This is a genomic window from Actinospongiicola halichondriae (assembly GCF_049103745.1).
Classification (GTDB): domain Bacteria; phylum Actinomycetota; class Acidimicrobiia; order Acidimicrobiales; family Salinilacustritrichaceae; genus Salinilacustrithrix; species Salinilacustrithrix halichondriae.
Genome location: NZ_CP171622.1, coordinates 2,609,350 through 2,623,869, shown reverse-complemented (window position 1 = coordinate 2,623,869; position 14,520 = coordinate 2,609,350). Strand labels below are relative to the sequence as shown.

At 69.8% G+C, this 14,520-nt stretch carries 14 protein-coding genes and 1 pseudogene; 10 read left to right on the top strand and 5 right to left on the bottom strand.

The window, feature by feature from the left end; all coding sequences use genetic code 11:
- Positions 1-5 precede the first annotated feature (5 nt).
- Positions 6-1,331, top strand: coding sequence for a 2-oxoglutarate dehydrogenase, E2 component, dihydrolipoamide succinyltransferase (gene sucB, locus AB8619_RS12895; protein WP_436793036.1), 1,326 nt, complete (start codon positions 6-8; stop codon positions 1,329-1,331).
- On the opposite strand, the gene AB8619_RS12890 is transcribed toward sucB, so the two are convergent.
- Together AB8619_RS12890 and AB8619_RS12885 are read right to left on the bottom strand one after the other, a co-directional pair.
- Positions 1,328-2,269, bottom strand: coding sequence for a GHMP family kinase ATP-binding protein (locus tag AB8619_RS12890; protein WP_436793035.1), 942 nt, complete (start codon positions 2,267-2,269; stop codon positions 1,328-1,330). The genes sucB and AB8619_RS12890 overlap by 4 nt on opposite strands.
- Positions 2,266-3,894 carry a PEP-utilizing enzyme gene (locus AB8619_RS12885; protein WP_436793034.1) on the bottom strand — a complete coding sequence of 543 codons (1,629 nt, stop codon included), beginning with the start codon at positions 3,892-3,894 and terminating at the stop codon, positions 2,266-2,268. Before AB8619_RS12885 ends, AB8619_RS12890 begins: the two co-directional genes overlap by 4 nt.
- 40 nt (positions 3,895-3,934) lie before the next feature.
- Between AB8619_RS12885 and AB8619_RS12880 the strand changes: the two genes are divergently transcribed.
- The 3 genes and pseudogenes from AB8619_RS12880 to lipA all read left to right on the top strand — a co-directional run bounded on the left by AB8619_RS12880 (position 3,935) and on the right by lipA (position 6,410).
- Complete coding sequence (locus AB8619_RS12880) at positions 3,935-4,693, top strand: SGNH/GDSL hydrolase family protein (RefSeq protein ID WP_436793033.1); 759 nt, start codon at positions 3,935-3,937, stop codon at positions 4,691-4,693.
- Positions 4,694-4,703: 10 nt separating this feature from the next.
- Positions 4,704-5,300, top strand: a pseudogene (gene lipB, locus AB8619_RS12875) (lipoyl(octanoyl) transferase LipB); the annotation flags it as partial.
- A 180-nt stretch (positions 5,301-5,480) separates the two neighbouring features.
- The gene (lipA, locus tag AB8619_RS12870; protein ID WP_436796384.1) at positions 5,481-6,410 is read left to right on the top strand and encodes a lipoyl synthase; all 930 of its coding nucleotides are present in this window, start codon (positions 5,481-5,483) and stop codon (positions 6,408-6,410) included.
- Between the two features lie 25 nt (positions 6,411-6,435).
- On the opposite strand, the gene AB8619_RS12865 is transcribed toward lipA, so the two are convergent.
- The 3 genes from AB8619_RS12865 to AB8619_RS12855 all read right to left on the bottom strand — a co-directional run bounded on the left by AB8619_RS12865 (position 6,436) and on the right by AB8619_RS12855 (position 8,473).
- Positions 6,436-6,645: a hypothetical protein gene (locus AB8619_RS12865; protein ID WP_436793032.1), complete on the bottom strand. Its 210-nt coding sequence runs from the start codon at positions 6,643-6,645 to the stop codon at positions 6,436-6,438.
- Between the two features lie 99 nt (positions 6,646-6,744).
- Complete coding sequence (locus tag AB8619_RS12860) at positions 6,745-6,942, bottom strand: hypothetical protein (protein ID WP_436793031.1); 198 nt, start codon at positions 6,940-6,942, stop codon at positions 6,745-6,747.
- 163 nt (positions 6,943-7,105) lie between these two features.
- Positions 7,106-8,473, bottom strand: coding sequence for a serine hydrolase domain-containing protein (locus tag AB8619_RS12855; protein ID WP_436793030.1), 1,368 nt, complete (start codon positions 8,471-8,473; stop codon positions 7,106-7,108).
- Positions 8,474-8,559: 86 nt separating this feature from the next.
- Here AB8619_RS12855 and AB8619_RS12850 point away from each other — a divergent pair, with 86 nt between their 5' ends.
- The 6 genes from AB8619_RS12850 (at position 8,560) to AB8619_RS12825 (ending at position 14,512) form a co-directional block, all read left to right on the top strand.
- Positions 8,560-9,666 carry a M24 family metallopeptidase gene (locus tag AB8619_RS12850; protein ID WP_436793029.1) on the top strand — a complete coding sequence of 369 codons (1,107 nt, stop codon included), beginning with the start codon at positions 8,560-8,562 and terminating at the stop codon, positions 9,664-9,666.
- Positions 9,663-10,514 (top strand): hypothetical protein, encoded by an 852-nt coding sequence (locus AB8619_RS12845; RefSeq protein WP_436793028.1) that lies wholly within the window; start codon positions 9,663-9,665, stop codon positions 10,512-10,514. The genes AB8619_RS12850 and AB8619_RS12845 overlap by 4 nt, the downstream gene beginning before the upstream one ends.
- 118 nt (positions 10,515-10,632) lie before the next feature.
- Complete coding sequence (locus AB8619_RS12840) at positions 10,633-11,505, top strand: Ku protein (RefSeq protein WP_436793027.1); 873 nt, start codon at positions 10,633-10,635, stop codon at positions 11,503-11,505.
- Positions 11,506-11,518: 13 nt separating this feature from the next.
- Positions 11,519-12,412, top strand: a complete 894-nt coding sequence (ligD, locus tag AB8619_RS12835) for a non-homologous end-joining DNA ligase (protein ID WP_436793026.1) — start codon at positions 11,519-11,521, stop codon at positions 12,410-12,412.
- Positions 12,413-12,460: 48 nt separating this feature from the next.
- Positions 12,461-13,981: an alpha/beta hydrolase gene (locus tag AB8619_RS12830; protein WP_436793025.1), complete on the top strand. Its 1,521-nt coding sequence runs from the start codon at positions 12,461-12,463 to the stop codon at positions 13,979-13,981.
- A gap of 186 nt (positions 13,982-14,167) precedes the next feature.
- Positions 14,168-14,512 carry a hypothetical protein gene (locus tag AB8619_RS12825; protein WP_436793024.1) on the top strand — a complete coding sequence of 115 codons (345 nt, stop codon included), beginning with the start codon at positions 14,168-14,170 and terminating at the stop codon, positions 14,510-14,512.
- Positions 14,513-14,520: the final 8 nt, after the last annotated feature.

Genomic DNA, 14,520 nt, shown 5'->3' with positions numbered 1-14,520 from the left:
CGCACATGGCTGATGTCGAGATGCCACAACTCGGTGAGACCGTCACCGAGGGCACGATCACCCGCTGGTTCAAGGCGGTGGGGGACTCCGTCGCGGAGGACGAGCCGCTGTTCGAGGTCTCGACCGACAAGGTCGACTCCGAGGTCCCGTCGCCGCTGTCCGGGACGTTGAGCGAGATCCTGGTGGCCGAGGGCGACACCGTCGACGTCGGCACGGTCCTGGCTCGCATCGGAGACGCCGGCGACGCTCCCGCGCCCGCTGCTCCGGCGGCCGAAGCGCCGGCTGCTGCTCCGGAGCCCGCTGCGCCGGCAGCACCGCCACCCCCCGCACCGGCACCGTCCGCAGCGCCCAGTCCCGCCCCTGCTCCCGCTCCCGCGTCGTCGGGTTCCGGCTCGAAGAAGCTGCTGTCGCCGGTCGTGCGCAAGCTGGTCAACGAGAACGGCCTCGACGTCGACGCCATCGTCGGAACCGGCCCCGGTGGGCGCATCACCCGGGACAACGTCCTCGACGCCATCGACGCCGGCACCGCACGTCAGGCCCCGGCGGCCGCAGAGGCACCACGGCCCGCTGCTGCCGCCGCCCAGCGGCCCGCCGCGCCGGCGCCACGAGCCGGCGAGCGCGACACTGCGGTCCCCAACACGCGCATCCGCAAGGCCACGGCCGAGCACATGCGTCGTTCGATCGACACCTCGGCCCACGCCTACGCGTCGATCGAGGTCGACTTCGAGGCCATCGATCGGGTCCGGCGGAGCCACAAGGCGGCGTTCAAGGCCGACGAGGGCTTCAGCCTCACCTACCTCCCGTTCGTGTCCCGCGCAGTCGTCGACGGCATCCGCGAATACCCCGAGGTCAACGCCAGCTTTGGTCCGGACGAGTTGATCATCCACAACTACGTGAACCTCGGCGTCGCCGTCGACCTCGACTTCAAGGGACTCCTCGTCCCGGTGATCGCCGATGCCGACGGCATGCGGCTCCGTTCCATCGCTCGCTCGGTCAGCGACCTGGCGTCACGGGCCCGGAGCAAGAAGCTCAGCCCGGACGAGCTCTCGGGTGGCACGTTCACGATCACCAACCCGGGGCCGTTCGGGACGACGATCACGCTCCCGGTCATCAACCAGCCCCAGGTCGCGATCCTGTCGACCGATGGGGTCAAGCGGCGTCCGGTCGTGATCACCGCCGCCGACGGATCCGAGTCGATCGGGATCCATTCGGTGGGCAACATCACGCTGACCTGGGATCACCGGGCCTTCGACGGTGCCTACGCCGCCGCGTTCCTGAAGCGGGTCAAGGACCTGCTCGAGACGATGGACTGGGAGCAGGAGCTCAACTAGACGCCGGTCAGGGGCAGAGCGCTCGACGACCAGCCGTCTGGCGCCGCACACGGCCCCAGGACCACCAGCGCACCTCCCGAGCCGGCGAAGTTCACCGCGGCGCCCGACATCCGCAGTTCGTCGACGCCGTCGAGGGCCGCGGCGGGGACCGAGCCGAGCTGGCATCGGGTCTCGAGGCTGCCGTCGAGTGCGGCGGCGAGTTCACTCGTGTCGCCCCGCTCGATTGCGTCGGCGGCGCGGTCGGCGAGCGCTGCCAGATGTCCGACACCGGCGACGGTCGCAGCGTCACCGACGCTGAACGCTCTCCGGAGGTCGGCGTGGTAGTCGCCCGACGGTGCGGCGGCGTCCTCGTTCCACAGCAGCGTCAGCCCGGGATCGTGAGCGACGTCGACCGGCGTGGCAGTCGGGCCGGAGCGGCAGTCGGTGAGCACCACGCCGCCGATCACCTGGACGGCTCGATCGGCGAGGCCGGCGGCGATCGCGAGTTCGTGGGTCTCGGCCGCCAACGCGAGTTCGGCCAGGCCGATCGCCGTGGTCGGCGCCTCGGCCTCCCAGAGGGCGAGCGCGGCCCGCATCGTCGCGACGACCAGCGCTGACGATCCACCGAGACCGACCGAACGCGGGATCGTGGTCGACCACTCGAATCGGCCGGGACGGCGCTCCACGCCTGGCCCGAGGTGGCGGTCGAGGGTCACCAGCGCGGCGCGCACGAGGCGGTCGCCACCGTCGTAGCCGAGCCGTCGGGTCGTCGACGCGAGGTCGTCCATGCTCGACCACGACTCGCCCGGGCCCGAGATGGCGAACACGTCATCCGGTGTCGCGGTCACGGTGGCGGCGAGCCCTGGCACCGTGGTCGACACGACGGCACCGCCGTAGCCGTCGGACGGGTTCCCCGCGAGGTGCGCCCGGGCGGGGACCTCGACGATGTTCGCGGTCACGCCCGCTCGACGACCGTGATCTCGCCGGTGCTGCCGTCGACTCGCACGAGATCGCCGTCGCGGAGCGTGGTCGTTGCGACCTTGGTGTTCACCACGGCCGGGATGCCGAGGTCTCTGGCCACGATGGTGGCGTGGCTGAGCACGCCTCCGACGTCGGTGATCACGGCACCGGCCACGAGGAAGAGCGGCGTCCACGCGGTGTCGGTCATCGACGCGACGAGGACCTCGCCTTCGTCGAAGTCCTGGTACGGGTCGGTGACGATCCGGGCTCGTCCCTCGGTGACGCCGGGAGAACCGGCGATGCCCTCGATACGGCCGTCGGCGTCGCAGGGAGCCGGTGCGTCCGTCGCGTCGACCGTGCGCAGTCCGCCGTCGGACCACTCGCCGACGACGATCGAGGCTGCGGCGTCGAACTCACGTGCCCGGCGGTCGAGCTCGTCGACCAGCGGGAGCCCAGCCCCGTTGGCCCGGGCCTCGAGTTCGCCGAGCGTGCACATGTGGAACTGCCCGACGGTGAGTTGGGAGCCGAGGCGATCGCCGAGATCGAACAGGAGGCGGCGCAGCAGGTTGGTCGACCGCATGCAGGTGTCCTTGGTCCGTTCCGCTCGTGCCATGGCCGACCGAGCAGCGGCGACGAGTGGGCGGGCCACGCGACCAGGATCGACGTCCGGAGCCTCGACCGTGGGCGGCGGGGTGGCCCGGAGGTGTCCGAGCAGGATCACGACGTCGTCCGGCCGCTGCCCCCAGGCAGCGTTGGTGGGGTCGAACTCGCCGATGCCTCGATGTCCGAACTCGTCGACGAAGCCCACCAACCGTCGGTGCAGGTCGGCGGCGCCGTCGATGTCGGAAGCGCCGATGGTGTCCAGAGACCCCTGCCCGACGAGGCGGGCGAGGTCGGAGTCGGCGGGGATCGTCCGGGCGATCTCGGCCAGGGCGCGCGACGGGCGTGCGGACTCGAGGTCGGGGATGCTCGCCACGTACCGCAGCGCGTCCTCGGAGGCGATGCCGGCGCGACCGAGCGCGTTGACGGCCTGCTCCAGGATGGGTGACGTGAGCGCTCGGGCCGTCACGTGTGTGCCGAGCGCCACCCCGAACGCGGCGGCCACCCGGCGGAGCATCCGGACCAGTTCGTCGTCGCCGGCCGACGGGTCCATGGCGTCGAGATCGTGGGTGAGTTCGTCGATCATGGCGCGGTCGCGGTCGACGCGGCGACCGATCCCGGCGAGCGTCCGACCCATCGACGGCGGAGCCTTCAGGCGGAAGCGGCGGTCGTCGGCGTGCGACTGGTGCTCGGGGAGTCCGGTGGCGGCAGCATCGCCGAAGTACTGCAGGTCGACGACGTGGGCAGAGGTCCCGGGGAGGCGGTCGCCGGCGAGGCGCATGGCGGTGAGGTTGAGGTGGAACCGCCCGGCCATCCGCCCCACGAGTTTGAACGGCGTCTCGTGGCCGGGGCGCGGCAACAGGCTGAAGTCGTCGCAGAACGAGATGCGGAAGCCTTCCTCGAACCCTGGACCGATCACCGACCACGCCAACGGCGTGACGGGGTCCGGCAGGATCTCGCCGGCGTTCGCACGGGTGTAGACGGGATAGTCACGGTCGAACGGCGTGTCGAGGAACGCGAACATGAGGACGGATCCTGGCACGGCCGTCCGTAGGCTCGTCGTGATGCGACGCCGTGTCCTGTTCCCCGTCGCCGCTGTGGTGCTGTTCCCGACCGTGGTGCTCGGTGTCCAAGTGCAACTGGCTCGCACAGCACCACGACTCGACGACGAGGTCGGCTTCCGGCCGGTCGACCTCGCGGTCGGCTCCGAGGACCCCTCGGTCGACGTGGTCTGGCTCGGCGACTCGACCAGCACCGGCGTGGGCACGGCGCAGGTCGAGGACACGATGGCGTTCCGCGTGGTCTCCACTCGGAACCCGTCGGCGCGGCTGACGATCCTGGGCGTGTCCGGGGACCAGGTGCACGAGGTCATCGACGACCAACTCCCGCTCCTCCGCGACCGCGTCGCTGACGGTGACGTGCCCGACGCGGTCTACGTGTCGATCGGTGCGAACGACGTCACGGCCCTCACCCGCCGAGCCACGTTCGAGGGTCGGTACCGGTCCATGGTCGACGAGATCGTCGACGTCGTGCCCGACGCCGAGATCGTGCTGATCGGCATCCCCGACATGGGCACAGCGCCACGGATCCCGGTCCCGCTGCGCCAGATCGCGGGTCGTCGAGCAGCCCAGCTCGACGACGTGATCGTCGCGATCGCCGAGGACGAGGGCCTCCATCACGTCGACCTGGCGGAGCGGACCAGCGCGACGTTCTCGAGCGACCCGGACCGGTATTTCTCGCTCGACGGGTTCCATCCCAGCGCAGACGGTCACGAACTGTGGGCTGACGCCGTCGTCGCATCGATCGACGAGTCGTCTCGGTAGCCTCGGCCAGGTGACACTCCGTACCCGCTGGCTCGGCCGTGTGGCCTACACCGAGGCCCTCGAGCTGCAGCGCGCGCTCCATCGCGAACGGGCCGACGACCACCTCCTGCTCCTGGAGCATCCGCACGTCTACACGCTCGGCGTCCGCGCGGACATGGAGCACGTGCTGGTGCCGCCGGAGTCGGTGGGCGCCGAACTGGTGCGGGCGGATCGCGGCGGCGACGTCACCTATCACGGCCCCGGCCAGCTGGTCGGCTATCCGATCCTCACGGTGCCCGGAAAACGCGGTGGCGGGATGGCCGACACGGTCGCCTACGTGCGATCGGTCGAGCAGTTGGTCATCGACACCCTGGTCGAGCTCGGCCTGCCCGACGTCGGCCGTCTCGACGACTACCCGGGGGTCTGGGTGACTCCGGGTTCCGACGACCCGCGAAAGATCTGCGCCATCGGGGTGAAGCTCACCCGCGGTCGATCGATGCACGGGTTCGCCCTCAACGTCGATCCCGACATGGACTACTGGGGACACATCGTCCCCTGCGGCATCCCCGACAAGGCGGTCACGTCGATCGTCGGCGAGGGCATCGAGACCTCGATGAAGCAGGTCGTCGACGTGGTGTCCCGTCTCGCAGCCGAGCGGTGGGGGACCGGGGGTCACGAGCGAGCCGACGTGGTCTGGCGCGAGCGTCCGACCGACCTGGCGCCGTTCAGCCGCGGCGCCGGGCCCGGCGAGACCGTGGGCCGTGACGGTCACGCAGCGCCGTCGCCGTCAGAGCCCTCGGCGCAACCGGTGCGGCTGCTCGGCCGTCTGGCCGAGGCCGGTGTGAGCGAGGGGCTCGACATCGCCGATCGCAAACCCGACCACGCCAAGGCGCGTTTCCGGATCACCGACGACTACCTCCGTCTCCGCAAGACCATGCGCGACCTCGATCTCGTCACGGTGTGCGAGGAGGCCGGCTGCCCCAACATCTTCGAGTGTTGGGCCGACGGCACCGCGACGTTCATGGTCGCCGGCGAGCGATGCACCCGGGCCTGTGGTTTCTGCCTCGTCGACACCCGCAAGCCCGAGACGCTCGACGCGGGGGAGCCCGACCGGGTCGCCGAGGCCGTCGAGCGCATGGGCCTCACGTTCGCCGTGGTCACCATGGTCGCTCGCGACGACCTCACCGACGGCGGAGCCGCCCACGTCGCGGCGACCGTCGAAGCGATCCGTGCACGGACTCCCGGCGTGGGCATCGAGACGCTGATCTCCGACTGTCGCGGAGACGCCGCATCACTCGACGTGATCTTCGATTCCCGTCCGGACGTCCTCAACCACAACATCGAGTCGGTGATCCGGCTGCAACGCGCCGTACGTCCCAGCGCCGGCTACGCCCGCTCGTTGGCCGTGCTCGCCCGGGCCAAGGCCGCCGGGCTCACGACGAAGTCTTCGATCATCGTCGGGATGGGCGAGCGAGACGACGAGGTGGTCCAGACGCTCGCCGACCTCCGCGGCGTCGGCGTCGACATCGTGACGATCGGCCAGTACCTGCGGCCGACGACGAACCATCTCCCCGTCGCCCGCTGGGTCGAGCCGTCGACGTTCGAGCACTGGAAGGCGGTGGGTGAGTCGATGGGCATCAGCCACGTCGAGGCATCGCCGCTCACCCGATCGAGTTATCACGCACGTCAGGCCGCCGACGCGGCCGGCGGCGACGTCGCCGTACAGATCAGCGGCTGACCCGTCCGGTCGACCGACGAGCGGCTCAGTTCGCCTGGAGGGCGTCGATCTCGCGGTTGAGGCCGTCCTCGCCGAGGGGGCCGACGAGGGTCTTCGACGTGCCGTCGTCGTTCACGAAGATCCATGCAGGCTGCGTGACGATCCCGAAGCGAGCCCAGATCGAGGCGTCGCTGCCTTCGGGGTCGACGACGTGATCGAACGAGCCGACGCCGTGGCGTTCGATGAACGCCGACATCTCGTCGACGCTGTCTCGCCCGGCGATGCCGAGGAACTCGACGTCAGGACGTGCTGCTGTGACCGCTGCGACCGCAGGGGCTTCCCGGTTGCACGACGTTCACCAGGGCGCCCAGAACCAGATGACGAGGTCGGTCCCTGCGTAGTCGCCGACGTCGACGGTCTCGCCGGTGACGGTCTGGGCTTCGAACGCCAGATCGGCTGACGGGGCCGCGCCCTCGGTGGAGCCGTCGTCGCTGCCGCACGCCACGAGGGCGACGGACACGGCGACGAGGCCAGCGAGGAGACGGATACGCACGGAACGCAGCGTAGGAGTCGCGAGCGCGGTCCGAGAGGTCGCGGCGGATAGTTTCGACAATCGTGAGCACTCGACGCCTGATCATCGCGGCACTGCTGTGCGGCCTCGCGATCCTGGTCGCGTTCTCGGTCCAGATCCTGCTCGTGCTCTGACGAGCGAGTGCCTAGGCGATGCGGCCGTGTGCTCGTCGGCCGTAGTGCACGTACGCGGGGCGATCTTCGTCCTCGTCGGCGACCATGGCCACGATCGCCTCGACTCCGGTGTCGGGATCGGTGGTCACGAAGCGATGGTCGTCCACGGGAGCGAGCGTCAGGGTCCGCTCCCGCATGCCGGCGAGGGAGAACAACTCGTCGGGGATGATCGTCATCCGGAGCGTGTCGTCCTCGCCGCCTGCGATGGCGAGGCGTTGGTGCATCCGCTCGTAGATGCCGGTGCACGCGCTCGAGTCGGGGCGTTCGCCCACGGGCAGAGGCTCGGGAAGTGCAGGTGGGGTGGCACCCAGCAACTCGGCACCGACCTTGTCGAAGACGGCGTCGGCCACGTGATCGCCACGCCCCGAGTTGGTCAACACGACCACGGCGGAGTCGGTCGACGGGATCACCCGGAGGAACGCTCGCTGGCCGACGGTGTCGCCGTCGTGAGCCAGGACGTCGACGTCACCCCAGTGCTTCACGTTCCAGCCGAGGCCCCATTCGTCGGTGGAACCCGGGACGTCGACCTGCGGCTCGGTCATCTGCGCCAGCGCCCGTCCCGGGAGCACCTGCTTGCCGCCGGCAGCCTTGCCGCCGCGTAGGTGGAGCCGGGCGAACTCGAGGACGTCGCCGGCGTCGGCGATGATGCCGCCGATCGGCACGTTGAAACGGGCCAGGGTCCACGGATTGACCTGCACCCCGTCGTCGGTGTGGTGATGACCCGCGGCGACACGGTGCACGATCGCCTGTTCGGCCAGGGTCACGGTGCGTCGCAGCGCTGCCGGGCGGAGCAGCCGTCGTTGCAGCGCTCGGGTGTAGTGGTCGCCGGTGGCCTCCTCGACCAGGCGGCCCAGCACGCCGTAACCGGCGTTGCAGTAGCTGAAGAGGTCGTCGGGCGGATGCACCTGACCGACGTCCTCGAGGGTCGAGACGTAGCGCCACAGGGCGTCGGGGTTGCGGCCGCAGTCGAGGAAGTGATCGCCCTCGATCCCGCCGGTGTGGCTGAGCAGGTTGCGCGGCGTGATCGACAGCGTCGCGGCGTCGTCGAGCACACGGAACTCCTGGAGGGCACCGCGCACCGGTTCGTCGAGTTCGACGACGCCGGCGTGCACGAGCTGCATCACGAGCGTGGCGGTGTACACCTTCGAGATCGAGCCGAGCTGGAACAGGGTGTCCGGCGTGCAGTCGATCCCGGTCGACGCATTGGCGATGCCCGAGGCGACGATCGTCTCCTCGTCGCCGCGGATGACGCCGACGACGACCCCAGGGACGTCGTGAGCGGCGCGGCGATCGTCGACGAGCGCTTGGAGCGTCGGTTCGAACGCATCGAGTGCAGGCATGACGGGAGCAGAGTAGTGGCTGACAAGAGCAGTGTCCGACGCCGAGCGATGTCGGAGCGGCCCCGGCCGCGTCGTAGCCTGCAGCCATGTTCGCCGACCGCGTCGACAGGGTCCGGGCACGCATGAAGGCGCTCGGCGTCGACGCCGCGCTGCTGTCCGTGGGTCCCGAGCTCCCGTACCTGACGGGCTACGAGGCCATGCCGCTCGAGCGGCTGACGATGCTCGTGCTCCCGATCGACGGACCGGTGACGCTTGTCGTGCCACAACTCGAGGCGCCTCGTGTGGTCGAGCGCCCCGACGTGTTCTCCATCCGACCGTGGGGCGAGACCGAGGACCCGATCCGACTGGTCGCCGACCTGGTCGGAACGGCGCAGTCGTTGGCGGTCGGCGACCGCACGTGGGCCCGTTTCCTGGTCGATCTCCAGCGCTCGCTCGAGGGTCGGTCCTGGTCACGCTCCGCCGATGTCGTGGGCCCCGTGCGGGCGATCAAGGACGACGCCGAGATCGAGGCGCTTCGAGCCGCAGGTGCCGCCGCCGACCGGGTCGCCGCCCAGCTGCAGGGCGGCGACATCCCGCTCGTGGGTCGGACCGAGGCCGAGGTCTCCGCCGACATCGGCCGACGGCTGATCGACGAGGGCCACCATCGCGTGAACTTCGCGATCGTCGCTGCCGGTGCCAACGCTGCGTCGCCGCATCACGAACCCGGACCGCACGTCATCGAGCGTGGCGAGGCCGTGCTGTGCGACTTCGGTGGGACCATGCACGGTCCCGGTGGCGTGGGCTACTGCTCGGACATGACCAGGGTCGTCGGCGTCGGTTCCGTGCCGGCAGAACTCGAGCGCGCGTACGGCTCGCTCCAGACGGCGCAGCAGGCCGCAGTGGCCGGCGCCACGGTCGGCGTCACGTGTGCGTCGATCGACGCGATCGCCCGCGACGCGTTGACGGCCGACGGCTGGGGTGAGTGGTTCATCCACCGCACCGGTCACGGCATCGGGATCGAGGAGCACGAGGACCCGTACATCGTGGTCGGCAACGACGAGGTCCTCACCTCGGGCCATGCCTTCTCGGTCGAGCCCGGCGTATACCTCCCTGGAGAGTGGGGGATCCGGCTCGAGGACATCGTGATCGCATCCGAGGGCGGACCGGTCGCCTGCAACCAGGCCGACCACGGCCTCGTCCTCGTCGACGCGTGATCGAGCTCTCCGCAGCGACGTTCTGTCTCCAGTGGGCGACGGGCGGCCTCGCCTTCCTGTGGGTGACCACTCGCCGGCGTGAGGTCGGCATCGGCTACGGCTGGTTGATGCGGGCCAGCTACGGCTCGATCGCGGCGATCGGCGTGTTCGTCGGTCTCCGGTACGACGACGCTCCGGTCCGGGAGGCCTTCGGGGTCGCCGTCGTGGCCGCCACGGCCGTGGCGCTCGCGGTGAGCGTGGTGCGTCGTCGCGCCGGCGTCGCCGGCGAGCGCGAGCGGGTCGCCGTGAAGTCGGCCCGGATCTCGGAGATGACCGGCATCGACCGCGACATCGACGGACCGCTCGACGGCGTACCCGAGTTCCCGCCGGTCCTCGACCTGATCGCACCGGCGATCGGCGTGGTCGGTCTGATGGTCGCCGCCAGCGCGGACGGCGGGCCGTATGCGTTGTCGTTGTTCCGCCTGCTGGCAGGAGCAGCGTTCCTCGGCACGGTCACCGACGCCATGCTCCTGGGCCACTGGTACCTGGTCCAGCCCGGCCTGCGCCGTGAGCCGCTGCTGGAGTTGGTGCGGTGGACCGCGGCGACGTGGCCGATCGAGGTCGTCGCCATGTTGATCCCCACCGGGATGGTCTCGGTCATCAACGGGTCCATCGACGACGGCTACGGCGGGATCCTCGGCTGGTTCTGGATCGCCTGCGCGATCGCGACGATCGTGCTCGTCTACGTGACCCGAGCAGCCCTCCGCGAGCGCTACTACTCCGCAGTGATGGCGGCGACCGGGTTGTTGTACCTCGCGATCCTGACCGCCTTCGGCACCGACCTCGTCGCCCGCGCCGTCCTGTCCTGATCCCCACCCCGGCACCCCACGATCGTTCTGGGTGCGCGATCGGGATCTGTGGAGTACCGATCGCGCACCCAGAACGGGCCGGGTGGCGGTTTTGTGGAGGGTGCGGTTCACTGAGGGCATGCCGCGCGCCATCTGGAGTGGGTCGATCAGTTTCGGCCTGGTCAACATCCCCGTGAAGCTCTACAGCGCAGTCAGCCGCAAGAGCGTCCGTTTCAATCAGATCGACCGGAACACCGGGTCGCGCATCAAGTACAAGAAGGTCTCGGCCGAGAGCGGCGACGAGGTCGACAACGACGACATCATCAAGGGCTACGAGTTGTCCTCTGGTGAGTACGTCACGGTGTCGGACGACGAGTTGGCCCAACTCGATCCGCGGGCGAGCCGCACGATCGAGATCGAGGAGTTCGTCGACCTCGTCGACATCGACCCGCTCTTCTACGACTCCGCCTACTACCTGGCGCCCGACAAGGCGACGGTGAAGCCCTACGCCCTGCTGTCGCGTGCGATGGAGCAGTCGGGCAAGGTCGGCATCGCCCGAGTCGTCATGCGGACCAAGCAGTACCTGTGCGCAGTACGCCCCCAGGACGGGGCGCTCGTGATGTCGACGATGGTCTACGCCGACGAGATCAACGCGCCGGAGCAGATCGCAGAACTGGCCGAGGTGTCCGAGGTCGAGGTCTCCGACAAGGAACTCACGATGGCGAACCAACTCATCGAGTCGCTGAGTGAGGACTTCGACCCGACCAAGTACGAGGACACCTACCGCGAACGTGTCCTCGAGGTGATCGAGCGCAAGGCCGCCGGCGAAGAGGACATCATCGCGACGCCCGAACCCCAGGAGGACAAGGTCGTCGATCTCATGGCGGCCCTCGAGGCCTCGGTGGCTGCGGCCAAGGAAGCCCGCACACGTCACCCGTCGGGCGCCGAGCCGGGGAGCGACGAGAAGCCCAAGGCGAAGAAGTCGACGGCGAAGGCGAAGAAGTCGGCCTGATCGGTCGATCGACATGGTCGACACGGTCGTCGAGTTCGAGGGGGAGCGGCTGCGCGTCCGGAACCTCGACAAGGTCCTGTACCCGGCGGTCGGGTTCACCAAGGCCGAGGTCATCGACTACTACGTCCGCATCGCCCCGGCGATGCTTCCCCACGTGACTGGTCGTGGTGTGACGCTGCGCCGCTATCCCGACGGCGTCGACGGCGACTCCTTCTTCGAGAAGCGGTGCCCGACGCACCGGCCGGACTTCGTGCACACCGTGCTCGGACCCGGCGACCGCAACGGCGGGATCGACTACTGCTGCATCGACTCGATCCCCGCACTCGCCTGGGTGGCGAACATGGCCGGTCTCGAGATCCACGCGCCGATGGCGACCGGCGACGACATCGAGTCGCCCCGAGCGTGTGTCTTCGATCTCGACCCCGGCGCGCCTGCCGACATCACCGACTGCGCGCAGATCGGGCTCGCGATCCGCGACGTCCTCGCCGGCATCGGACTCGAGTGCTTCCCGAAGACCTCGGGCTCCAAGGGCATGCAGCTGTACGTGCCCCTGAACCGGCCACACACCCACGATCACGCCAGCAACTTCGCCCACGCGGTCGCCCAGGTCCTCCAGAAGCACCGTCCCGACCACGTCACGTCGGTGATGGCCAAGAAGGTGCGGGGCGGCAAGGTCTTCATCGACTGGAGTCAGAACAGCCGGCACAAGACGACCGTCGCCGCGTACTCGTTGCGGGCTCGTCCGGAGCCGACGGTGTCGACCCCGGTCACCTGGGACGAGGTGAGCGACACCGCCGACGGGGAACCGCTCAGCTTCCTCGCTCCCGACGTGCTGCAGCGCGTCACCGACCACGGCGATCTGTTCGCTCCGGTCGCGTCGCTCGAACAGGAGTTGCCACCAGCCTGACGGCGCCGTGGGTGCTCGTTGTACGGTTCGTCACGTGCGAGGGCGGCGGTGATCCGGATCGGGCTGCGCGCGGTCGCGCTCGTGTCGATGCTCGCCCTGGTGCTGACGGTCGACGGAGCTCGCGCCGCAGCCGAACACGGTGGCGAACTCGACCCGTCGGAGGACAACGGCGCTGCGGGGCGGGACAACGGGTTCAACGGACCGCAGGTCACGCCGGCCGAAGCCTGCGACGGTCAGCCTGCGCCCTCGGGGTCGCGGGTCGAGCGTCGGCTGCCCGACGGACCGCGTCTGGCCGATGGAAGCCTGGCCTTCGTGTCCGGCGTCTGCGTGTACCTCCCGCCGGGATACGACGGCGACCTCCGGTACCCGGTCGTCTACCTGCTCCACGGCGGGGGAGGGGACCACTCCGACTGGATGCAGAACGGCGGGCTGCGCGAGATCGTCGACGATGCAGTCGCTGCCGACCCGGCCGCAGCAGCGATCGTCGTGATGCCGGACGGCGACGAACCAGCGGCCTGGTACGACCGGATCGACGGAGCGTTCCTCGGTGAGACCTACGTCAACGACCATCTCGTCCCCTTCATCGACGAGGAGTACCGCACGATCGCCGACCGTTCAGGTCGCGCCGTGGTCGGACTGTCGAACGGCGGATACGGCGCACTCCACCTGGCGGCCAAGCGCCCGGACCTCTACTCGGTCGCCGGATCGATGTCGGGCAACGTGGCCTACCGGGCGACCGAGAACGGTGGCTTCGGCGACCCGTTGGCCGATGCACCGTTCGGCGACGGCCAACGACCGGTCTCGCTGATCCCGAACCTCGACCACGTCGACCTGATCCTCGACCTCGGTACCGAGTGCATCGACGACGTCGTGGTCGATGCGTGTGTGACCCACACGTTCGACCAGTTGTTCCTCCCCGACAACACCGATCTGGTCACCCGACTGCGTGCCCGCGAGGGCCGCGGCGTGGTCGACGTCGGATGGCCGGAACAGGGTGGCCACGCATGGCGATGGTGGAGCCGCTGGTTCCGAGAGCGTCAGTTCCCGTTCGTCCTCGCTCGCCTCGACGACCCGGTCGCCGTGCCGGACCCCGCACCGTCGACACCGCCGACGTTCGATCACCGGTCGGTCTGGCCGACGTTCGAGGTCTGGGGTCTCCGGGTCGAGGTCGAGCGGGACGCTCGGTGGGAGTGGCTCGACCTCGTCGACGTCTCGGCGAACCGGATGCAGATCGCCGGGTCCGGGATCGCGACGATCACGACACCCCCGGACCATCGCGCCGGTGCGACCTACGCGGTCGACGGCGCCGTCGAGCCCTCGGTGACGGCCGATGACGCCGGACGGCTCACCTTCGACGTCGACCTCGGGTCGGACGAACTCGCGACGGTGACGATCGAAGCCGTCGATGCCGGCGGGGCGGTGTCCGGCCGGGCTGTCCCGGACGGGCCCGACACCGGCGGGAAGCTCCCGGCGACGGGAACGTCGACCGACTGGCTCCTCGTGATGGCCGTCGGGCTCGCAGGGGTGCTCTGCGTGGTCCTGGTGACTCGGCGACGTCGCTCACGCTGACGACGGGCCATCCGCCGGACGGTCACGTTGCGTGCTCGGATCGGTGAACTCTGCACGCAACGTGTGAGGCGATTCGCCCGACATCGGAGTGTCGAGGTGTTCGGGGGGAATGTGCCAGCGCGTTCGTCCGGTATGCGCCGTCGATCTCCGTGACGATCGCGCCGGCGACGTGCTCGAAGCGGAACGATGGGAGCACCGCAGGACCGAGGTGGACGAGTGCTCGACATCATCCCCATCGCGATGCCGGCGATCCTGGTCGTCGTCGCCGCCGCACTGCTGATCCGACGCGAGCGTGCGGACGAGGTCATCGACCTCACGACCGCATGGGACGACGTGCCCGTCGTCTCGCTCGACGGGTTCGAGCCCTCGTCCGAACACGTGTCGGCGAGCGGTGGCGCGTTGGTGGAGCCGGACGGGACCTCACTCGGAGCACGGCTCCGCGAGACGGCACCGCCTCCGACGAACGCCCGACCGAGGGTCCGGGTTCGTCGGCGGGATCAGCCTCTGGTGGCGGCGCGCCTGGAGCGCTGACCGTCGGC

Excerpts from the sequence above, each read along its gene's own strand:
- sucB (WP_436793036.1), top strand. The coding sequence starts at position 6 with ATGGCTGATGTCGAGATGCCACAACTCGGTGAGACCGTCACCGAGGGC.
- AB8619_RS12885 (WP_436793034.1), bottom strand. The coding sequence starts at position 3,894 with ATGTTCGCGTTCCTCGACACGCCGTTCGACCGTGACTATCCCGTCTAC.
- AB8619_RS12880 (WP_436793033.1), top strand. The coding sequence starts at position 3,935 with ATGCGACGCCGTGTCCTGTTCCCCGTCGCCGCTGTGGTGCTGTTCCCG.
- AB8619_RS12865 (WP_436793032.1), bottom strand. The coding sequence starts at position 6,645 with ATGTCGGCGTTCATCGAACGCCACGGCGTCGGCTCGTTCGATCACGTC.
- AB8619_RS12855 (WP_436793030.1), bottom strand. The coding sequence starts at position 8,473 with ATGCCTGCACTCGATGCGTTCGAACCGACGCTCCAAGCGCTCGTCGAC.
- AB8619_RS12850 (WP_436793029.1), top strand. The coding sequence starts at position 8,560 with ATGTTCGCCGACCGCGTCGACAGGGTCCGGGCACGCATGAAGGCGCTC.
- AB8619_RS12840 (WP_436793027.1), top strand. The coding sequence starts at position 10,633 with ATGCCGCGCGCCATCTGGAGTGGGTCGATCAGTTTCGGCCTGGTCAAC.
- ligD (WP_436793026.1), top strand. The coding sequence starts at position 11,519 with ATGGTCGACACGGTCGTCGAGTTCGAGGGGGAGCGGCTGCGCGTCCGG.
- AB8619_RS12825 (WP_436793024.1), top strand. The coding sequence starts at position 14,168 with ATGGGAGCACCGCAGGACCGAGGTGGACGAGTGCTCGACATCATCCCC.